This is a genomic window from Shewanella atlantica, assembly GCF_003966265.1.
Classification (GTDB): Bacteria; Pseudomonadota; Gammaproteobacteria; order Enterobacterales; family Shewanellaceae; genus Shewanella; species Shewanella atlantica.
The window spans coordinates 246,593-268,612 of sequence record NZ_RXNV01000005.1; the positions used below are offsets into that span (position 1 = coordinate 246,593).

General features: G+C 47.6%; 19 protein-coding genes. 9 read left to right on the top strand and 10 right to left on the bottom strand.

Features of this window, described 5'->3' with window-relative positions; translation table 11 throughout:
• Window positions 1-70 precede the first annotated feature (70 nt).
• Window positions 71-607, top strand: coding sequence for a protein tyrosine phosphatase family protein (locus EKG39_RS13590; RefSeq protein WP_126506285.1), 537 nt, complete (start codon window positions 71-73; stop codon window positions 605-607).
• A gap of 488 nt (window positions 608-1,095) precedes the next feature.
• On the top strand, window positions 1,096-1,560 hold the full coding sequence (locus tag EKG39_RS13595) for a rhodanese-like domain-containing protein (protein WP_126506286.1): 465 nt from the start codon (window positions 1,096-1,098) through the stop codon (window positions 1,558-1,560).
• Between the two features lie 153 nt (window positions 1,561-1,713).
• Here the strand turns inward: EKG39_RS13595 and EKG39_RS13600 are convergent, their stop codons facing one another.
• The 7 genes from EKG39_RS13600 to EKG39_RS13630 form a co-directional block, all read right to left on the bottom strand.
• Entirely contained in the window at window positions 1,714-2,601 is an 888-nt protein-coding gene (locus EKG39_RS13600) for a cation diffusion facilitator family transporter (protein ID WP_126506287.1), read from the bottom strand.
• Between the two features lie 583 nt (window positions 2,602-3,184).
• Window positions 3,185-6,433, bottom strand: a complete 3,249-nt coding sequence (locus EKG39_RS13605) for an efflux RND transporter permease subunit (protein WP_126506288.1) — start codon at window positions 6,431-6,433, stop codon at window positions 3,185-3,187.
• 48 nt (window positions 6,434-6,481) lie between these two features.
• Window positions 6,482-7,855 (bottom strand): efflux RND transporter periplasmic adaptor subunit, encoded by a 1,374-nt coding sequence (locus EKG39_RS13610; RefSeq protein ID WP_126506289.1) that lies wholly within the window; start codon window positions 7,853-7,855, stop codon window positions 6,482-6,484.
• Between the two features lie 18 nt (window positions 7,856-7,873).
• Window positions 7,874-9,205, bottom strand: coding sequence for a TolC family protein (locus tag EKG39_RS13615; protein ID WP_126506290.1), 1,332 nt, complete (start codon window positions 9,203-9,205; stop codon window positions 7,874-7,876).
• Window positions 9,206-9,418: 213 nt separating this feature from the next.
• Window positions 9,419-9,925, bottom strand: a complete 507-nt coding sequence (locus EKG39_RS13620; protein WP_126506291.1) for a hypothetical protein — start codon at window positions 9,923-9,925, stop codon at window positions 9,419-9,421.
• Between the two features lie 221 nt (window positions 9,926-10,146).
• Window positions 10,147-10,350 (bottom strand): DUF3012 domain-containing protein, encoded by a 204-nt coding sequence (locus tag EKG39_RS13625; RefSeq protein WP_126506292.1) that lies wholly within the window; start codon window positions 10,348-10,350, stop codon window positions 10,147-10,149.
• A gap of 145 nt (window positions 10,351-10,495) precedes the next feature.
• On the bottom strand, window positions 10,496-10,861 hold the full coding sequence (locus EKG39_RS13630; RefSeq protein WP_126506293.1) for a SpoIIAA family protein: 366 nt from the start codon (window positions 10,859-10,861) through the stop codon (window positions 10,496-10,498).
• A 121-nt stretch (window positions 10,862-10,982) separates the two neighbouring features.
• Between EKG39_RS13630 and arfB the strand changes: the two genes are divergently transcribed.
• The 4 genes from arfB to accC all read left to right on the top strand — a co-directional run bounded on the left by arfB (window position 10,983) and on the right by accC (window position 14,344).
• A complete protein-coding gene (gene arfB / locus EKG39_RS13635; protein ID WP_126506294.1) occupies window positions 10,983-11,399 on the top strand; it encodes an alternative ribosome rescue aminoacyl-tRNA hydrolase ArfB in 417 nt (138 codons plus the stop codon).
• 309 nt (window positions 11,400-11,708) lie between these two features.
• Window positions 11,709-12,152 carry a type II 3-dehydroquinate dehydratase gene (gene aroQ, locus EKG39_RS13640; protein ID WP_126506295.1) on the top strand — a complete coding sequence of 148 codons (444 nt, stop codon included), beginning with the start codon at window positions 11,709-11,711 and terminating at the stop codon, window positions 12,150-12,152.
• A 125-nt stretch (window positions 12,153-12,277) separates the two neighbouring features.
• A complete protein-coding gene (accB, locus tag EKG39_RS13645; RefSeq protein WP_126506296.1) occupies window positions 12,278-12,814 on the top strand; it encodes an acetyl-CoA carboxylase biotin carboxyl carrier protein in 537 nt (178 codons plus the stop codon).
• A 162-nt stretch (window positions 12,815-12,976) separates the two neighbouring features.
• Entirely contained in the window at window positions 12,977-14,344 is a 1,368-nt protein-coding gene (accC, locus tag EKG39_RS13650; protein ID WP_126506297.1) for an acetyl-CoA carboxylase biotin carboxylase subunit, read from the top strand.
• A gap of 113 nt (window positions 14,345-14,457) precedes the next feature.
• Here accC and EKG39_RS13655 read toward each other — a convergent pair whose 3' ends face one another.
• The 3 genes from EKG39_RS13655 to EKG39_RS13665 all read right to left on the bottom strand — a co-directional run bounded on the left by EKG39_RS13655 (window position 14,458) and on the right by EKG39_RS13665 (window position 18,918).
• Window positions 14,458-17,658 carry an HD domain-containing phosphohydrolase gene (locus EKG39_RS13655; RefSeq protein WP_126506298.1) on the bottom strand — a complete coding sequence of 1,067 codons (3,201 nt, stop codon included), beginning with the start codon at window positions 17,656-17,658 and terminating at the stop codon, window positions 14,458-14,460.
• Between the two features lie 194 nt (window positions 17,659-17,852).
• On the bottom strand, window positions 17,853-18,425 hold the full coding sequence (locus tag EKG39_RS13660) for a hypothetical protein (protein WP_246028499.1): 573 nt from the start codon (window positions 18,423-18,425) through the stop codon (window positions 17,853-17,855).
• A gap of 244 nt (window positions 18,426-18,669) precedes the next feature.
• On the bottom strand, window positions 18,670-18,918 hold the full coding sequence (locus EKG39_RS13665; RefSeq protein ID WP_012144427.1) for a YgjV family protein: 249 nt from the start codon (window positions 18,916-18,918) through the stop codon (window positions 18,670-18,672).
• Window positions 18,919-19,254: 336 nt separating this feature from the next.
• Between EKG39_RS13665 and rraA the strand changes: the two genes are divergently transcribed.
• The 3 genes from rraA to ubiE all read left to right on the top strand — a co-directional run bounded on the left by rraA (window position 19,255) and on the right by ubiE (window position 22,018).
• Window positions 19,255-19,740: a ribonuclease E activity regulator RraA gene (gene rraA / locus EKG39_RS13670; RefSeq protein WP_126506300.1), complete on the top strand. Its 486-nt coding sequence runs from the start codon at window positions 19,255-19,257 to the stop codon at window positions 19,738-19,740.
• Between the two features lie 232 nt (window positions 19,741-19,972).
• Entirely contained in the window at window positions 19,973-21,016 is a 1,044-nt protein-coding gene (locus tag EKG39_RS13675; protein WP_126506301.1) for a formimidoylglutamase, read from the top strand.
• 246 nt (window positions 21,017-21,262) lie between these two features.
• Window positions 21,263-22,018, top strand: a complete 756-nt coding sequence (gene ubiE / locus EKG39_RS13680; RefSeq protein WP_126506302.1) for a bifunctional demethylmenaquinone methyltransferase/2-methoxy-6-polyprenyl-1,4-benzoquinol methylase UbiE — start codon at window positions 21,263-21,265, stop codon at window positions 22,016-22,018.
• The last annotated feature ends 2 nt before the right edge of the window (window positions 22,019-22,020 follow it).

Sequence of the window (22,020 nt, forward strand, 5' to 3'; positions counted from 1 at the left end):
CTGCAATTGAACTAAGGCATCTGAAAGTATTCTAATAGCCTGTCATATAAACATAATAAAGGGAACGAAGATGCGACCTACCATTTTTCTCGCAGGTTTACTTTGCGTAACGACTGCACAAGCGGAAATTTTACCCGACGCGCTTCAGGATGTTAAGGCGGTACAGTTCAACAGTGCTAACGTCATTACCGCCGGACTGCCAAGCGAAGCCCAGTTTGAAACCTTGCAGCAAGCCGGTGTCGACTTAGTCATAAACCTGATCCCAGATGGTAACTCTAGCGGCCATGAGGATGAAGCCAGTATGGTTAAGTCAGCAGGGATGACGTATGAGTCCATCTCTGTCGATTGGAAAAAGCCAAACGTAGAAGATGTCGAACGTTTCTTCTCAATAATGAACGCGAATAGAGATAAAGACATCCTGATCCATTGCGCCGCCAACTATCGTGCATCGGCTTTCTACTACCTCTATCAAGCCACTCAGCTTAAACAGGACAGCGAGCAACAAAAAAAGCAAACACTGGCCCCATGGGGCGATCTCGAATCCAGCTTGAAAGAGTATCCGCAGTGGCAGCTCCTGATAGAGCAAGTTAAGGCAAAATACCAATAGCCTCGGTTCGAGGCAGCATAGCTTATGAATTTGAGGGGCTGAGTCAATCGCAGCCCCTCAATGCAGTTCATCTCAAGGCTTTTAGAGTTAAAATGTTATCACCTTGCTAAGCAAGCCATCATTTTCACATTTTATAATATATTTTCAGGCAACGTATCCCTCTGCCAGACACCTAAAACCTTAGCAACTTCCGCTGCTCAAAGCTTTATCCGCAGTATATAAACTCGCCTGCACTCTTGATATTTTTTCAGTTCTTATCCCGCAAATTTATGTGATAGAGCTCAATTGAACAAGTTGATAACACTGCACATAATGCTCTCAATTCATGTCCGGGAATCGAACTTGAGGTACAAGTCGTGGACAACATCTCTTGCGTGAATGGTATGACTCTTAAAGGCGACATCTGGAGTCATATCCGATAAACCCCTGTGATTAACCACCTCAGATGAATATTGATCTACCCAATAGAATTAGGAGTATAAAGAAGAATGAAACCCTACTTAAGCATCACCCTGCTATGCGCATTGATGGGTATGAGTACTCAGGCTCTCGCCTACGATACTCAGTTGGCACAAAGCTATCAGCAGCAGTTTAGTCAGGCAAAAGGAGCCAAAGCGGGTAAGGCCATAGGTCTGATCAGCGCGGAGGCATTTGTTAAGCAGTTACAGTCGAATAAAGCCATGTTAGCCGTAGATATTCGTACGCCACAGGAGCGCCAAATATTCGGCCTCGCCATGGAGAATAAATTAAATATCGGCATCGATGAGCTGTTTGTGCCCGAGAATTTAGCGCAGCTTCCCAAAGATAAACCCGTCGTATTGGTATGTAAGTCAGGCGCAAGAGCCATGGCTGCAGGAACTGCGTTACGCCACTTAGGCTATGACAATGTCAAAATACTTAAGGGCGGTTACGCTAAATTGACTAAGTATGTGAGCCCTAAGATCGCTAAATAATCCCGTATTTTCCCCTAATCCATACACCCTTGCTCAGGAGGCTATAAAGACCCCTAAATATCTTCACCATCTCTGCATTTGGCAGCCTGGCTTGGCTGCCCTTTTTTTATCAAGCGCATGAGTATTTGGTTATCCTCCAGCTAGCCGTAACCACTAGACACATTGGCCATTATCCTGAGTCTTATCGATAACCTCTAAGGTGGTATGTTCAATATTAAACTCTGATGCTAAACACCGTTTGACGAGCTGCAATGCCGTTTCCGATCGACTCTTATCGACGAGAATTAGGTTGGCGGTAAACATGTAACGCTTATCTGAAATCTCCCACACATGAACATGCTCTATCAATTCTATAGGTTCGAGCTTACAAATTTCGGCTTTTATTTTATCGATATCTATCTCTTCTGGCGTGGCTTCCATCAAGATCAAAATAGCCTTACGTAGCAAAATCGCGCCGTGGTAGATCACATAGATGGAGATGATTGCGGTAGTGATAAGGTCGACCACATACCACTGGAAGTAGATGATCAAGATACCCGCGATGATAACGGCTACCGAAGCCATGGCATCGGAGACATTATGGATAAATGCGGCGCGAATATTGAGATTATCTTTGGCGCCGGAGGAGTAAGTTAACAGTGCCGTGGCGATATCTATGATCAGGGCTATGCCAGCAACGGCAAAGACAATCCAACCGTCGACGGGTTGCGGGTTAAAATAGCGGTTGATAGATTCGGCAACCAGATAGATACCAACGGCAATCAGGGAGACGCTATTGATTAATGTGCCAATAATTTCCGCTCGTTTATAGCCAAATGTCATGCGGCTACTGGCAGGTTTATTACCAATTCGACGTGCGATAACGGCAATGATGATAGCACCGGCATCACTGAAGTTGTGCAAGGCATCGGCGAGAAGAGAGAGACTCCCGGCCATAATGCCTCCGACAATCTGAAACAGTGTCAGAATGACGTTAATTAAAATTGCGATGTATAATTTTTTACTATTTGATTCAAAATCATGAGCGTGGGCATGTGCCATGCTTAACTCCTTCTGAAAAAGCGGAGCTACCCTGCTCCGCATACTAATACCAAATTTAACCTAGCCAGCGTTTGACATAACGACACCCATTTGAATGGTTAGACATACCAAGCAGAAGTTCCACCATCAGTGAAAATACACCAGTCAGAAACTCCCTGCCTTTCAAATAATTGTAGCAGCCAAACATCTTACACTTAAGGTCATACCGGCAGACCGTAACAAAGGGGGTTATATACCCAAGCTACTTCAAAATACTCGCTTCAGAGCTCCCGTAGGATAGGTGAACAAGGCAGTGATTGAAGAGAATGGTAAGTCCCTTTTCAATATCACTAACGCAGTGCAGATATTCTACGGGAACTCCCGAAGGGCAAGACGAGAAGCAACATGTTTCTGCGTTATGAAATATAAAACTAGAATAACTAGTCCGGTTATTTCATGCCTTAAACTCTGTCACTTCTCGACATGCTGAGTCCTGTATTTCGAGGTCGTTTGAGTATAGGCACGGCGGCAGACTAATGCACCGACTCCCCCCTATCTCTTCCCTGAGCGAAAACTAAATCTAGAATAAAGCCAAGGCTTAAGGCTAATCCAGCACCTCAAGTTCCTTGCTCACACTGGCTACATCCTTACCTTGATATAACCACCGATACAGCGTCGGTAACACCAACAGGGTCAGGGCCGTCGAGCTGAACAGGCCGCCGATGATCACGACCGCCAATGGCTGTTGGATCTCACTTCCCACACCGCTCGAGATAAGAATAGGTATAAGCCCTAGCGCCGAGGTCAATGCCGTCATCAATACCGGGCGCAGACGCCCTACCGTTCCCTCGTAAACAGAATCGTAGAGACTCTCTCCACCCCTATCCGTTCCAGACACATCATTTAATGTCGATTGTCGACGCTGATTGATGGAGTCCACCAGCACCACACCATTCAATACGGCGACACCGAATAGGGTGATAAAGCCGATAGAACTTGGAACTGACAGGTAGGTGCCACTGATAAACAGCGCCACTACGCCACCGATCAAGGCCAAAGGCACATTGGCCATGATCAGGCCGACCTGCTTAACAGAGCCGAACGAGAAGTAGAGTAACAGTGCGATTAAGCCTATCGAGATAGGTACAACCAACATCAGCTTTTGCTGAGCACGCTGCTGATTCTCATATTGACCACCAACAACTACGGTATAGCCCGCAGGCAGCTCAGCTTGTGGAATAATAGCGTAGATATCGTTTACCACAGATCCCATATCGCGACCCGATACGTTAGCCTGAACCACCACGCGACGCTGAACATCATCACGTCTGATATTCGGTGGTGCCATCTCAACTTCGACACTGGCTACCTCGCCTAAACGCACGGTAGCACCGTTAACGCCACTTAAGATCAGATCTCTGAGTGCATCGGGCGCATTTCGGTACTGCTCGGCGAGGCGCACGTTGATGTCATATCTGGCATTACCATCGATCACCTGACCGGCACTCACGCCACCAACTCCCTGACTAACAAGGCTCATCACCTCATCGACACTGATACCGTAGCGGGCAAGCAGATCGCGCTTTGGACGAACCACTAACTGAGCTTCACCACTTACCTGCTCCAGTGACACATCAACTGCCCCCGGAATGGTAGATACCAACTCGGTCAGCCTCTCACCACTTTGAGACAGTACATCTAAGTCAGGACCGAAGATCTTAATCGCCAGCTGCGCCTTTACACCGGATAACAACTCATCCACTCGCGTTGCAATAGGTTGGGAGAAGGTAAACAGCAGACCCGGATAAGCACTGAGTTTAGCTTCCATCAGCTTCTGTAGTTCAACCCGGCTCGATGCCGACTGCCACTGCTCTACCGGCTTGAGACCGATATAGATCTCGATATTACTCACAGGCTCAGGATCGCCCCCGAGCTCAGGCGCACCGATTCGACTCAATGCATACTCGACCTCAGGGAACTCCAACAACATCTTTTCAAGCTTAGGCGCCACATCGAGGGAGGTGCCCAGGCTGGCAGTCGGAGCCAGTGTGACCCTCAGGTTTATCGTGCCCTCTTCGAGCTCGGGAACAAACTCAGTACCCAATTGAGGCAGCAGTGACATACTCAGAACAAACAGGGTGAAAGCGGTGACCACCACTGTCTTAGGCCTTGCCATAGTTGCCGTTAGCAGGCGGCGATACCCGCTCTCGATTGGCTTTAATACCGCACTCTCTTTGAGTGTGATACCGCGCTTAAAGAGGAATACGGCCAATGCCGGTACTGCAACTAAGGCCACGACTAAGGCCGATAGCATGGCTAGAATAATGCTCACAGCCATAGGTTGGAACAGCTTGCCTTCGACCCCTTCCAGGGCAAACAGTGGCGCAAATACCACTATGATGATCGCCGTAGCGAAGAAGATAGGGCTACACACCTCTTTAGCCGCCAACATGACTCGCATTGCGATACCATGTTGATCTTCATCGGCATGGTGCGGATCGGCCTCACCGTCGGCGCGATCGCGTGCAGCGCCCAAGTGACGTCGGTCCGGCTGGGTAAGATGCTTAAAGATATTCTCAACCATCACCACCGAGCCATCGACCAGCATACCGATAGCGACCGCCAGACCGCCCAGTGACATCAGGTTAGCCGACATGCCGAAATAGGACATCACCATCAAGGCTAAACAGATAGAAACCGGTATCGAAAGCAGTACCAGCATGGTGGCACGTATGTTGACTAAAAACAGTGCCAGAATAACCACGATGAACACGAAGGCCATCAGTAACGCATCACGTACCGTCGTCACCGCTTGCTCGACCAGATCGGCTTGATCGTAGAAGACCTCAAAAGTCACACCATCGGGTAATGCCTGTTCGACTAATGCGGTTCTGGCATTGATATCATCGATAGTTGCCTTAGTGTTAGCGCCCATACGCTTTAAGATAACGCCTGCGACCACTTCTCCAAGTACCTGTGGCGTTCCGGCTTCATCCCGACGTGTCATGGTCACGGCGCCCACTCTTATCTCACTGCCGTAATCGACCCTGGCGATATCACCAACCCGGATCGGCGTGCCCGCAAATTCAGTTAGCGGGATCAGAGCAATCGCCTTCAGCCCCTTATCACCGGAAGGCAGCAGACCATAGCCACGAACGACCAACTGCTCCTGGCCCTGATCCATAAACCAACCACCGGCATTACGGTTATTACTTTCCAATGCTGTGGTGACCTGCTCCATAGACAAACCAAAGCTCAGCAACTTGTTAGGATCGATTTGAACTTGATATTGACGAACGTCACCACCAAATGAGAGTACATCGGTGACACCACCCACAGGCATCATGATGAGCTTAACCAGGTAATCATTCAGGCTACGAAGCTCGGCGGCATCGATACCAGAATCTGGCGCCGCCCGCAGAATATACTGATATATCTGGCCCAAGCCTGAGGTATTAGGGCCAATTTCAGGTACACCGATGCCATCGGGGATCATCTCTCTCGCCGCTTGCAACTGCTCAAACACCTGCTGACGAGCGAAGTAGATATCAGTCCCTTCGGCGAACACTACGGTCACCAGAGAAAGACCGGTACGGGAGAGCGAACGCACTTCCGTTACTGCCGGCAGCGCGTACATGGCCGACTCGACCGGATAACTGATCAGCTTTTCAACTTCTTCGGCCGCAAGACCTTCGGCTTCGGTATTAACCGTAACCTGCACATTGGTCACATCCGGAAAGGCATCCAGATTTAATTTTGGTAACATGGCCACACTGGCGATCGCAACCGCGATCAATGCCAACACCACCAACAATCGGTTACGGATCGCAACCTCAATAAGTCTCTGTAACATACGAGAACCTCTTTTGTTACTCGCTCTCGGAGCGAGCCTTAGTGGTAATTAGTGGTTATGAATATCGAAGCCTGACTTGGCCTGCTCTGAGGCCAGAAAGAAAGCTCCGGATACCACAACATTACTGCCCGCAGCCAGACCACGAACCAAGTTCATGCCGCGCTGACGTTCAACCACTTCCACTTCGACGGCCTCGAAGCCATCCTTATCTTGAACAAAAACCTGCCAATCACCATCGCCACCACGAGTCAGCGCCGCATCGGGAAGAATGACGCCACCTTGCACTGCATTGGGCAGATATAGCTCAGCAAATTGACCCGCATGAATAACATGGCCGGGGTTTTCCAGGCTCACTAAGATCTGCTCGGTGCGAGTCACACTGTCGAGCTCATGAGAGCGACCGATGATCTTCGCCTCTAAGGTTTTATCGCCGACCCGAACCAGCGCCTTACTGCCTATGCTCACATTCTCAGACTGCTTTGGAGTCACCTGAGCCTCAACCCATAGATGTGATTCATCGGTGAGTTGCATCAGAGCCGTGCCCGCAGCAACAACTTGACCCAACATGGCCAGATCTTGCTGAACGCGACCATTGATAGGTGCCAATAGCTGATAACTGCCGATAGTCTCAGGGTTAGACTCTAACGTGCCGATCTGGGAGGTTGTCATCTTCATCGCTTCGAGGGTTGCACGCTTAAGTTCTGCATCCACCTGGGCCTGAAGACGGCGGCTCGCGCTGACAGCGCTCTTACTCATACGCTTAACACGACTCCATTCTGCTGCGGCATTGATATATTCGGCCTGCGCCTGAGCCACGGCAACACCACCTAAGGTCAGCAGGGGCTGCCCTTTTTTCACCTCTTGTCCCGGCACCACATGACGCTGCTCGATTCTGACATCCAACTGAGGTGCCAGAGTCATGGTTCTGTCCCTGTCGACCACTAAGGTCGCCGTAGCCACAGCTTCAAGACTGAACGCCTCTTCTGAGAGCCTGGCAACCTCAATGCCTGCCAGTTGCTGCTGCTCGGCAGTTAGCTGCAGGGCATGACCTTCCTCTTCCGCTTCCTCTCCATGGCCATGTCCGTCATCGGTAGTTTCTGATGAGGCGTTTTTGCTTTCTGCTTTCTCAGCCAATTCGGCGTCATGATCATGCCCCTCTTCCTCTCCATGATCGTGTCCGTCATCGGCGTTTTCCGGCGAGGCTACCTCTAATGAGACATTCTCTAATGACTTATTCTCTAGTGAAAAATTGTTGAACTCTGTTTTATCCACCGTTTCGGCGCTATGATCATGCCCTTCGCCCGCAAATGCTGCCGAAGGTAACGAGATAGCCGCGGCTAAAGTGATCAACAGACCAAAGCCCATGGCTCTGCTGATCGCATTGAGCTTGAAACTATTCTTAACTGATTGCTGGTTTTTCATATTCGTTATTCCGTCTGATTACAGTGCGGCAGCCGTATGTGATGCCAAATGCGAGGGCTGAGCTAAAAGTTGTGCCTGAAGAAATGATTCGAGTTGCCCGCTGGCTCCCATCCACTCCAGCCAGCTCTGATACAGAGCCGTTTCCAGAGTCAAACCGGCGAGGTAACTGCTTGAAAGCTGGCGCTGACTCTGCAGATAATCACTGGTATTGATGTCACCGGCTCGCCATTGTTGACCCAATGCCGATGCGGCTTCCTGACCCGAGTTAAGTACCAGTTCACGCCAATCCTGATAGCGCTCGGTGAGTCTTGGCAGACTTAACTTGAACTTCTTCTGCTGTTGAATAAGCACTCTTTCACGTGCCAGATACGTTTGCTCTGCGACGGCAATGTCCTGACTGGCCACGGCTAAGGCTTCACTGTAGTTATTACGGATCTGTAAGGGGATTGATATACCGAGTCCAAACTTGTTCTCTTCCCCCTCTCGTTCGGCATTTAAGCTGACTGTGGGATCGGCTGATGTGTCGGCCTTCACCTGTTGAACTGTCACCTTAGCCAGTAGCACTTGCTGATAAGCACTCTTCAAAGCCGGTAATTCAGGGTCTACCTGTGTCGAAACTTCAGGAAGAGTTAACGCCCCGAGAAATCCGCTAAAAGGCAGTTCGCTATCTCCGAGCAACATCAACACATTGGCATCGGAGGTGATGGAGGCTTGCTCGGCTATTGCGTAATCGGCGGCTTTACTCGCCACATCGAGCTGGATCAGCTTGAGCTCCACAGCCGATAGTTCACCGACCTGCATCTGTTGCTTGGCGATATTAAATTGTGTCTTAGCCGCTACGAGCTGCTGCTTTTGAAACGCTACCGCCTTGCGGTTCTGTGCCTGTTCGACGAGGGACTGTATCGAGTCAGCCAACATCTGACTGCGCTCCAATGATATATCGGAGAGCATAATTTCAGACTCAAGCTGAGCTTTGCGTGTCGCCGCGCCGCGCTTATCCCCCCAGTCTATGGTCTGGCTGATGCCAAGCGTATAGCTATCTTCGCTGGCATTCTGGTAATCCAAACCCAATTCAGGATTGTAGATCGCCTGATCGGCCGCTTTAATTCTCAACTCTGCTTGAGTTCGTCTCGCCTGCTGAGCCACGACTTCCGGCAGGGCATCGAAGCTCTGCATCAGGCTGGGTAGCCAGGACTCGAAGCTGGCTTGATTACCACTATCGTTCACCGATGCACTTGGTGCATAAGCCAGAGAGGGGACTTGTAAGTCTGCTTCTATCGCAGCCTGAGCACTGGTGACTCCACTTGTTAAGTAAGCTAACAACAGGCTGGCAATTATTGTTTTTTTCATCGCATATCCTATCCCGAGAAGCATTTTCCGATGTGGGGATCAAGCCTGCTGAAACTGAATTCAGAAGCGTTAATACAACACATATACGGAGCTGTTCTTGGGTTAAATCATTATCAGGAGTCACATGGCACTGGGCCATTGGATTCCAATTAACTGCTGTAAATGATCTTGTTTCCAGCGATAAGCCGATGGCTCATGACCAGAAACGAAAGGTTATGCGATAGGGGGACGGTAGTCCGGTAAGGCTTCAGGTGGCAGGTAATTACTACTGATGCTGGTAAGTGCATCATCCACAGGGGCCAAAGGCGTCGACGAGTCGATAGACATGGCGGTAACGTGACCACCATGACACTGGCAGTCGAGACAAAGATCGAAGGTTTTAGTTTCAGTCTTACTCACAAGGTGTGAATGGCCACTGGCATCGTTACTATTTACTTGAGTATTTACTGATGCCAAACGGTTAGCTAATACCAAAGTCTTGTTTGAGGTAACGTTTTCGAAATCCAACTCGGCTTCTGTTGAGCATGTGCAATCGACACACTGAGCCAGGCTGGTGATCTCGGCAGTAAACTGCAGATGAGGGTGATTTTCCGACTCTTCGTCATGACTCCCAAGATGCAACTGATGCGCGCCTAAGTTAGCCCCTGCAAACTGCAGCAGCACAACGGCGATCAACGCAAAAGCGATCTTATGGGTGAATAGACGAAATTGATAGCGCAAAAAATACCTTATTAATTATGCTTGTGTAACTTCTTACCAATCAGAGTGCAATTGTATCTGAAAGTTCAACGCAGACAATATAAACACTGAATTCAGAATCTAAAATACTGTCTGCGTCACATTCGGCAGTCACCTATATTTGCCTATAAGGACAATGCCGAACCTAGCAATTTGAATAGCTGGTGTAATGGCTCCTAGATGAACCAACCATTAGCTGTGAGTTATTTAAACACACAGTGTTTAGCGTAATCGGCCGCCTCATTCGCAGACCAGTCACCTGAGTCTTTTTCGCTCATCTGCTTACACCACTTTTCGCTGCCAACTTCCGGCGCGCAGCCACTTAAGCCAACCATGAAGATACCTGCAAGTGCGACAGAGATAAATTTAGCCGAGGTGTTAAGTGATTTGCTATTTTTTGAAAGCATGTGGTTTTCCTTAATTATGATAGCTAGCCGTGTTGCTCGTATGTGACAACTTTAATGCCGGTTTGTATTCTACAATAATGGCAAAGCGAACACCTAACTAAAAAGTGTGTGGCTAAGCTGCTATTCGGAGCGGATGCCTGAACATTTACTTCACAAGATTGGTGGCGATCCAGTCTCTTGCCAACGCTTTTTCTTCTAATGGGTACCAGGCCACCTCACCTTGCATAAACGGCCCCATCAGACGAACGGCGTCACCGAACCAATCGGGACCACCCACCAGAACTAAACCGTCGAAGTTAGGCAGTTGAACCTCACCACTTCCCTTCAGAGACTGTGACTCCCACCCCTCTAATAACACATCAGCTTCTATATAAAGACACACCTTACCCGATTGTTCTCGGTAGCTCTCAATCAAAGGCTTAAGGTGTTGCTGATAATCAGAGGTAGACAAACGCCCGCTGGCAAAAAGGCTGATAACACCTTCAGCAACATCTGGGATTTTGCATAACATAGAAAAACTCCGAACATGGATAAATAGTCTGTCACTCTGGAGCATACCAGAGATATCGATACTGAAAAAACTCAATTTTCTGTTAAGATACACTTCCCAAAAAAAGACGATCTATTTTGCCATGATAAAAATTTCGAACAGTGTCTCTCTTCAAGAAAATGAGATTGAATGGCAATTTATCCGCTCCAGTGGTGCGGGCGGTCAACATATCAATAAGGTCTCTACTGCGGCTCAAATCATCTTCGATATCAATGCCTCATCTCTGCCGGATTTTTACAAGCACGCTCTCCTTAAGAAAGCGGATCATCGCATCACCAAAAGCGGCAAGATCATCATCAAGTGTCAGCAGAGTCGTAGTCAGGATTTCAACCGTCAGGCTGCATTAACTCAATTCATCGAGCTTATTGCCAGCGTGGCCATCATTCAGAAGAAGCGCATAGCGACCAAGCCTACAAAAGGTAGCCAACGCCGGCGTGTCGACGCAAAAAAACAGAAAGGTGCCACCAAGGCACTGAGACGAAGTAAGTCAGATTATTAAAGTGACTAGGTTCTAGGTTCTAGGTTCTAGGTTCTAGGTTCTAGGTTCTAGGTTCTAGGTTCTAGGTTCTAGGTTCTAGGTTCTAGGTTCTAGGTTCTAGGTTCTAGGTTCTAGCACCTATCGTCCTTACCTGCTTCATCTTGTCGCCTCTCTCTGCCTATCTTTGCCTCATCTCGCAGAAAAAATCGCCGAAATTGACGCTAAAAGTCGACAACTCCCTAAACTTCTGGTGAAATCGAATAAGTCACTTATTGTGCAATAGCCAGCGATGACTCACCAATTCACGATTTTAAAAGCAAGGATATCTCCATGGGCGGCAAGGCAAAGATCTTATTAGTGAACGGACCGAACCTTAATCTATTAGGACGCAGAGAGCCCGGACATTACGGGCACCACACATTAGATCAGATAGTCAAAGAGCTTAAAGATGAGTCGATAAGTGCAGGCGTTGTTCTCGAGCATATTCAGTCAAATGCAGAATATGAGCTCATCGATGCCATTCATGCGACGGAAGCCGACTTTATCATTATCAACCCTGCCGCTTTTACACACACAAGTGTCGCGCTCAGAGACGCAATTCTAGGTGTATCGATTCCTTTTATCGAAGTACACCTCTCTAATGTGCATGCCCGGGAGCCATTTCGTCACCACTCCTATTTCTCAGATAAGGCTATCGGCGTGATCTGTGGTCTTGGTGCACAGGGTTATCAATTTGCACTTCAATCGGCGATCGGCCGACTCAAGGCTAAATAGGCAGAGCATTAACGCCTAGGTTCTAGGTTCTAGGTTCTAGGTTCTAGGTTCTAGGTTCTAGGTTCTAGGTTCTAGGTTCTGACACGGTGAACAACTAGTATTGAAATAACTATCTTTGGACAAATATGGATATTCGAAAAATAAAGAAGCTGATTGAGTTAGTGCAGGAGTCCGGTATTGCCGAACTCGAAATAAAGGAAGGCGAAGAGTCGGTGAGGATCTGCCGTCAGAGCCCGCCCTCTCCCTTTCCTACTCAGCCCATCTACGTCCCCGCAGGTGTACAACAGGCGACCGGTGAAGTGAGTACTAACATGGCTGCGAGTTCAAACTCAACAGCATCTCAAACCATTTCATCACAGAGCGCGACATCATCGAACACTTCATCATCGAGCACTGGCAGCGCTGCAGATGAGTTTGATGAGGCTAACCTTGTGATATCGCCCATGGTCGGTACCTTCTACCTGTCGCCGTCACCCGCAACCGAGCCACTTTGTCAGGTGGGACAGGCCGTGGAACAGGGGGAGCCTGTCTGCATCATAGAAGCGATGAAGATGATGAATCAAATTGAGGCGCACCGCTCCGGTGTGATTAAAGCTATTCTGGTTGAGAGTGGTGAGGCCGTCGAATTCGATCAAGCCTTAATAATTATTGAAGATGAATAGATCGAGTTGCTAGTTGCTAGTTGCTAGTTGCTAGTTGCTAGTTGCTAAAAGTGAAGCAGCACTTAAGACCCATAGCAAGACCAGAGCTTTCTTTGAGAAAAGTCGTTGAGAGAAAGCCATCGAGACATAGCTGTAATAAATCTCATTAAGGGATAGTCATTGATGAAACTACCAAATCAGCGTCCAATAAAACGTGTGCTTATCGCCAACCGTGGGGAGATAGCCCTCAGAATACAGCGTGCCTGCGCCGAACTCGGCATAGAAACTGTGGCGATTCATTCAACGGCCGATCGCCAGCAACTACATCTCGACTATGCCAGCCAAACACTCTGTATCGGCAAGGCTCCGGCATTAAACAGTTATCTCAATATTTCCGCCATTATTTCTGCGGCATCACTTTCGAACACAGATGCGATACACCCGGGCTATGGATTCCTGTCAGAAAATGCCGCCTTTGCCGAGCAAGTTGAACACAGTGGCTTTATTTTCATCGGTCCTACCCCGGAAGTTATTCGCCTCATGGGTGACAAGATCTCAGCCATTGCGGCAATGAAAAAAGCCGGAGTGCCCACAGTTCAGGGCTCAGATGGAAGCTTAACTGACGATAATCAACTAAATAAACAGCTTGCAGAGCAGATAGGTTACCCCGTAATAATAAAAGCCACCGCCGGTGGTGGCGGACGAGGAATGAGGGTCATAAAGGAGGAAGCCGAGCTAGTTCAGGCTATCGAACTAACCCGGGCCGAGGCTCTGGCCGCATTCGCCAATGACTCGCTATATATGGAGAAGTATCTTGAAACGCCTCGCCATATTGAAATTCAGGTGCTGTCTGATGGTCAGGGAAGCGCTATCCACTTAGGTGAACGTGACTGTTCGATGCAGCGAAAACATCAAAAAGTTATCGAAGAGGCCCCCGCCTTAGGTATCGATGAGCAAACGAGCCATACCATAGGTGAGCTCTGCGCTAAGGCCTGCATAGAGATAGGTTATCGCGGCGCTGGTACCTTCGAATTTCTCTATGAAGCAAACCGGTTCTACTTTATCGAGATGAACACCCGAGTTCAGGTGGAGCATCCCATCACAGAGATGATCACAGGTGTCGATATTATAAAGACCCAGCTTGAAATTGCCGCCGGTTTGCCACTCAAACTTAAGCAGCAAGATATTCCCCTTAACGGTCACGCCATCGAGTGTCGTATCAATGCCGAAGATCCCGTTCACTTCACTCCCTCGCCTGGCACCATTACTCAGTTTCAGGCTCCCGGTGGAATAGGCGTCCGCTGGGACTCTCACCTCTACGAAGGTTACAACGTCCCGCCCTATTATGACTCCATGATTGGAAAACTGATCACCTGGGGAGAGGACAGGTCCACCGCCATCGCCCGCATGCACGTGGCGCTCAATGAACTGAAAATTGAAGGCATAAAAACCAATATCCCACTGCTAAAGAAGATATTGGCTGATGAGGGGTTCAGAGAAGGCGGCCAGTCGATACATTATCTTGAAAAGAAAGTATTAAGCGATAAGTAATTAGCTTTAAGTCTTAAGCTGTAAGCTCAAGACAGAGCAAAGAGAAGCATTCCCTAAGTGGAACATGTACATCAGACCCAGCTCAATTGTGATATCAGCTCCTTACTTACAACTTATGACTCCCTCTCTTCCGCCTTCAAGTACTTAGCCACATCGACCTCATCTATCTGTGCAGGGGCGAGGAATTTGTTGGCATATTCCAGGTATATCCCGCTCGATAAAAAGAGTTTAAACAGATCCATATCCAAATGATTATCGAGCGCCATCTTATGCAAGATATCCACGGCAACACTGATAGGCTTAGCCTTCTTATAGGGCCTGTCTGCTGCGGTCAATGCTTCAAAAATATCGGCGACCACCAAGATTCTCTCGGGGATAGATAGCTCTTCGGCGCTTAGCTTTCTCGGGTAACCAGTTCCCTTCAATGTTTCATGGTGGGTCGATGCGTATCGCGGCACACGGGCAAGCTCAGGAGGAAACGGTAGGTTCTCCAGCATCTTTATGGTACTGGTGACATGTTCATTGATCTTAAAGCGATCTTCGGCGGTCAACGTGCCCCTCGATATCGACAGGTTGTACAGCTCGCCGAGGTTATATAGATCTTCGGGGATCTCCATCTTGATACCAAACTTAGGATCGAACTCTACTTGAGATATTCGTTTAATAATATGCTCGGTTCTATCACTGAGTAACGGCTCAATCACCGGCAGCGAGGCACTAGTACCTGGCTGTTCTTTATAGTGTAACTCCTCTACAGGAGACAGCCCCAGTCGATTATCAAGGTGCCGCAGCCAGGTCATATTCGCCAGCTGGTGTAGACGTTCGACATGAGCCTCACCCATAAACTCACCACCGACATTCGCGCTGGCAATAAACTCAAAATCTTCTGTCAGTTGACTTTGTTTATCCGTCAGTTCACAGCGTAACGCCTCCTCTTGTTCGGGAGTCTGTAGCAACTGCTTGAAGTAGCTGAGCTCTGCGTCACGCCATAGCACCTCAAAGCGCATTCTCACCTCATGGATCCGATTATAGATAGCTTCCAGCTTAGTGCCTTTATCTACAATATATTCCGGGGTGGTTATCTTGCCACAGTCGTGAAGCCAGGCGGCAATCCTGAACTCACGATGCTCATCCTCAGATCTGAAACAAAAATCTTTAAAGGGAGTCAATGCTGACTCTGCCGCCGCATCGGCCAACATCAATCCCAACTCGGGGACCCGATTACAGTGACCAGCCGTATAGGGGGACTTGTCATCGATCGCCTGAGCAATAAGCCTGATAAAGGCCTCCATCAGCTCCTTTTGACTCTCTTCATACTGCTGAATCGACATCGACATATCGAGCATCGAATCGGCCAGCTCCTTGATCTCTTTGATATTGGTATCGACCGTATGAAGATCCTTATAACGCCGATGCATTATTTTTTCATTTTCAGCGGAAAGCAATTTAATTGGGTTAATGATAGGTGCAGAGAACAACCAGGAGATGGGCAGGACCAATAACAAGCAGATACTGGTGATTAAGATAGAGGTCGTCACCTTTTCCAAACTTGGGCCTAACACGGTATCTTCGGGCACAATAACGGCAAAAAAATCAGCCTCCTTCCCTTTAGAACCAATCTGAGTGACATAAATAAAATGCTTAACATCCTTAATCGTTCTGGATAAAAGCTGGTTATATTCGTCCGGATTTTTTGCTATCTCAATTAACTCAGGATAGGGCACGGCTCCCACACTTTTTACCTGCTTCACCTTGTTTCCGTTACCAAACCATTTCAGTTTCAAGGCGGCTTTCTGATCTGCAGTGACATTCGCCATTGCGAGATTGAAAATCTCCACCAACTCCTTATTCGCATCATTGAGCAGGAAATAGAGGTCGCCGGAATTCGATGCCAAACTAAAATCTATCGATTCATGATAAGTCAGGTTTTCGATGAAGAACTGTTTCGCCGTATAGCGTAAAATCACCCCATTATCTAAACCGGCATACACTTCACCATCTGCAACGGCTTGTAATACGGCTTTAGTAGAGGCCAACTCCACCACTTCAATGCCGGGGAAATGTGTCTTGATCGCAGCGATCACAAACCACCCCTCAGGAATTGCGACAGTCCTCCCGACCAATTCATCGATATGGGCAAGCTCTCCGATACCCGGCTGCGTCACAACGACTAATGGCAGCTGTAAAAACGGGTCTGTAAAATTTCCCATATCTTCATTATCGGCAGTTTTATAGAGCGAATTAAGCATGGCTAACTCCCCCTGCTTAAACCCCTCAACCAGCTCTGGCCAGGTAAAGCCGTTAATATAGTCGAACTCAACACCGGTCATATCGGAGATGATATTGAGCAGGTCAATACTGTAACCCTTCGGCATTCCGGACTTTGAAAAATCGATCGGGGCCCAATCGGTCTCGTTAGACACCTTGATCACCGAATGCTCGGCGACAACATTTTGTTGTGCCGCGGTGAGCTTCAGCGGTTGAGATTTCGGGATTGGGTACTGTTCAGGCTCCTTTTGATTTGAGGCTATTAGCTCTCCGCTGCGTTTATACAGATATATCTCGCTAAAGGCATCACCATGCTCATCCAGGTCTTGGGTCTGCAGATAATCAGATACTGAAGAGAGCGCGATATCGACGGCTAGCACGACTTCAGATTCGGGTATCTTAATCGAGTAGGTTTCCCCCGGGGCCTGCAAGTGATGAAATAGGTAAGGTTCAGACTTATACACTTCGTGCACCTTAGCATTCACATACCAAGGGCGCTCATTGGCATAGTAGTCACTGGATTCTGAACGCTGCGCCCTTAGGCTTAATTGCTCATCTAAATAGAAGTATTCCCGATGCCGGGCACTCCCCTGGCCCGTTACCAAAATATACACCCAGCGATCGGCATGGGAAGCTTGAAACTGCTCTCTGGCGCCCGGACTGATCTCCAGATTAATCAACCCGTGGTAGTCGCCATTGGGAAAGCCGACATATATGGCATAAAAAAGTGCATTACTGCGCATGACATCGGCAAACACAGGTTTAGCATCAGCATCTAAATTTTCGGCATCTATAAGGTTACTGAGACTGGAGAGAAGCTTAGCCGTATTGACCGCTTTCTCATCGACCTGAGTCAGAAAGTCACTGGTATGGTGAGCGGTGAGGCCATAAATTTTTGAGGCGGACTCGCTGGCCAGAGATTTACTGAAATAATACTGCAAACCGATCGCTATCGCTGCCGTCAACATAGTGGCTAAAATAAAAATACTGATAACGGTAAATCGAATAGAGATCTGGTTAGTACTGTTACCCAAAGTTAACTTCATGCTTACCCCAATGCCCTTATGAGAACCAACGCCCGCACTAAATGCACAACAGACTCAGATCAAGTTTATAACATCCTGACGAAAACCATTCGTAATTAACGTGTTATTTCGAATACATGAGTCAGATATTAAATATGAAGCGGCAAGACTAAGTTTGAAAAATCGGCGTAAAATGAGGCGCTAACAGAACTGAATTAAGAACCTATCGCTCTGGGCTCAATCATTGGGTTAACTCTGGATACGCTATTGAGGTGTTCTATGAGTGTAAAGCACAACTCAATATACTGCATTGCCTCGGCCCTACCCACTTCATAACCGACGGCGTGAGCGACACGATTGCGAAGTTGACGCAACTCACTAAACAGTTTTCCTTGCTTGGTATTGATCAACTCTTCTTTGATGAGAATACTTTCAATATGTTTATAACGGGTATCGACGGACAGTTCGATATTTTTACAACGAGATTTAATCAATAGATCCGCAGCGATATCGACCTCATCCCAGGCTTCGATAACGGCAGAGTTCGGCAGCTGATTGGCGGTGGTGATTAACGCTATTTTTCGGTCTTGTTTCATTTCCGGAAAGGCTCCCTCGACTTTTTGGGAGATAACTTTTAACTCCTGACCAAACTCGACTTCCAGATCTTTAAACTTAAGTTTTTTAGCCAGAGGGATCAATTTGGAGATGGGACGCTTGAGGGTTATCACGCAAAATACCAGCACGACCGGCCAGGCCAGCTTATCCAACAACTCCACTACAAACTGCATCCAGCTCATTATATTAGCCCCCAAAAATCCATTTATCAGGCTTATACAGTAACCGAATAAAAATCAGACTTCTACGATAAAAACCAGCCCCCCTGAGATAACAATAGATATAAAAAAGGCTCCTAATCAGTTAATAAACTAATTCAGAGCCTAAATTAATGCCGTGACCCGCAGGTGACAGCCAGCCTAAAAATTTATGACAGCAGCGCTATGCATTAAAAGCAATGTTTTAAAAGCAACGCACTTAAGCTGTGACAGCAGGCTGAGATCTTGTACGGTAGATTTTAATTAAGTGATAAATATTAATGCAGGCAACGAATGCATTCATGCCGGCAACTGGCCATGCTGAGATATAAACACCGTAGATAACAAACAAGGTGCAACCGGTAAAGTTTAAACATCTAAGCCAGATAATATCTTTCATCATTAGTGAAATTGCCACCATCACTGAGGCAGAATAACCAATAATTTCAATCGTATTTGTAGCTTCCATAAGGTACCTTCCAAAGGCCCTCTGCCATCCATAAGCTAATTGGGGGGTCCGTGCCCCTAAAGCAAGTTAAAGTAAAGTTAATTAATATCTGTGCACATGCTAACAAATCCTGCCAATGGATGTAATTAAAATACGTTATTTAATGACCTGGGTCATACTTTCTGTTTAATATCTATTCAGGTGACGAAAACTTACAACAAAGATGTTAACAGGTGCTTTAATCGGCAATACCGTGATTGATAACGCTTTTCTTTTTATTAATCCCTTATATACTGTCGGTAACTCACTAAATTTGTGCATCTACTCAGCACAATACCGATCTACAGGAGTATGACTATGGAATACAACACCTCGGAACTTTGTGACACTTACATCGATGTGGTTGATGTTGTCGAACCTATGTTCAGCAATTATGGTGGTTGTAACTCTTTTGGTGGCTCAATTAGCACGATTAAATGCTTCGAAGATAACGGTCTTATTGCAGAAGCACTGCAACAAGACGGTGAAGGCAAGGTTTTACTCGTAGATGGTGGCGGCTCTCTGAGACGTGCCCTACTCGATGCTTCTATCGCTCAGCTAGGTGTGGATAACAAGTGGGAAGGCATTATCATCTACGGTTCGGTCAGAGATGTGGATGCACTGGAAGATCTCGACATCGGCATTCAGGCTCTGGCCTCGATACCGGTTGGTGCCGACGAAAACTCTGTCGGTGAGCTGGAGATCCCGGTCAACTTTGGTGGCGTCACCTTCTTGCCAATGGATCATGTCTATGCCGATAACACAGGTATCATTCTCTCTCCAGAACCTTTAGACATGGACTAATTCCGAAGAGAGACTGTTAGATTTACTGGCAGGACTGATTACCCAGTCGATAAAGAGAGGATGATGAAACCCGGTTTCACCATCCTTTTTGTTTTCTGCATTGGCGTACGTATCCGGAACTCAGCTAGTTGAACTCGCCGGTACCGGTCAGCTTTATCATCCTTTCATTGCCATGCGCTCCCCTATTAAGCCACAATGTATCCATAAGCATTAAAATAAGAACTCAACAGACATGCAGCATTTCATCCCCTTTACAGCCCAGCAGTGTCAGAAACTCGTTTCACTGAGGGACGGCGAAACTAAGCTGGCTCAGTCAGTTCACTCCTGTTCTGCGAAAACGAGTCTTGCAGACACATTGGCCAGCGCTAAGCGTAACCATGTTCGCTTTGCGATTATCGGCATAGGTGAAGATATCGGCCCACGCGCCAACTTAGGGCGTGGCGGAGCAACCGATGCATTCGAGTCGGCCATGACGCAATTTCTCAATCTGCAGTCGAACCGATTCTTAAGTGGCAATGAGTGTCTGATATTAGGGCAGATAGAGACCGGGGATCTTCAGCTTCCCGAAGGAGCAGATGCCGGCGCATTGAGAAAGAGTGTAGAACGACTCGATGAACGTGTCATCTCATTAGTGAGTCAGGTTATGGCGGCGGGCTTAGAGCCTATCGTCATCGGCGGAGGACACAACAACGCCTATGGCCTGTTGATGTCGGCCAAGTTAACCCATAAGAAAAAGGTCGCGGCAGTTAACTTAGACCCGCACTCAGATTTTAGGCCCAGAGAGGGACGCCACAGTGGCAACGGCTTCAGTTATGCCGCAGCCAGCGGGGCGCTGGGGTATTACCATGTCTTAGGCCTGCATGAGCTAAAAAATAGTGAAGAGACACTTGAACAACTGACCACCTTCGGTGGGCATTGGCATACACTCCAGTCTATCTGGGTTCGACGAGAGATCCCCCTGGAGTCAGCCTTAAAGGAAATTAACACTAAGCTAAACGATAGCCAGATGCCCGTCGCATTAGAGCTGGATCTCGATGCGATAATTAATATGCCAAGCAGCGCCTCGACTGCGGCGGGGATCCCCTTGATGGATGCCCTGCACTACGTAAGTTCCGTAGCCCGAAATACACCGTGCAGCTATTTTCATCTGGCCGAAGCCGCACCGTGCTGTCATGTCGCAGGTATAGCCGCGGGTTACCGGGAAACCGGGCAAAGCATCAGCGAGCTCATCTACGCCTATATTCAGGGACGGTTACAGTCTCAGCAAATAGGTTAGTAGACACTGGCCCCTAACTACTAGAGCCCAGGATTTAATGTATATTTATTTTGGGCTATTCACCAACGGCTTATATTATGATGTAATGCGCAGTCAAATTTGCGAAACCCTGCGCTATCACGCATTTTCAACAAATCCAAGTCCAGATAACTAACATAGCTCACAGAGTGGCTGTAGAAAGATTCTGCAATTTGAATGAATGACTTACACTCGCAAATAATAAATTAAAAGTATAGGAACAGATAGATGTCAGAGGGCACACAGAATAGTACCCATTTCGGTTACAAAACAGTTGAAGCAGAGCAGAAAGCCGATATGGTAGCTGGCGTCTTTCATTCTGTAGCAGCCAAATATGACATAATGAATGATGTCATGTCCTTTGGTATTCACCGTATGTGGAAACGCTTTACTATTGAAAGTGCAGGTGCTCGTCCGGGCATGAAAGTACTTGATTTAGCAGGCGGTACAGGCGATCTAACGGCAAAGTTCTCTCACCTTGTTGGTGATAAGGGTCAAGTCACACTTGCCGACATTAACGACTCTATGCTTAAAGTTGGCCGTGAAAAGTTAAGAGACAAAGGCATCGTTGGTAACGTGAACTATGTTCAGGCCAATGCTGAAGCACTACCGTTTCCTGACAACCATTTCGATATCATTACTATCGCCTTCGGTTTACGAAATGTGACAGATAAAGATTCGGCAATTCGCTCCATGCTACGTGTACTTAAGCCGGGCGGGAAGCTACTCATTCTTGAGTTCTCTAAGCCTCAACATGACGTTATGCGTAAGGTTTACGACCTATACAGCTTCAAAATCTTGCCTAAAATGGGCTCGTTAATCACTCAAGATGCTGAAAGTTATGAGTATCTTGCCGAGTCAATTCGCATGCACCCTGATCAGGATACCCTGAAAGGCATGATGGTCGATGCCGGTTTTGAGCAGGTTGAATACACTAATATGACCGATGGGATTGTTGCGCTACACAAAGGCTATAAATTCTAACT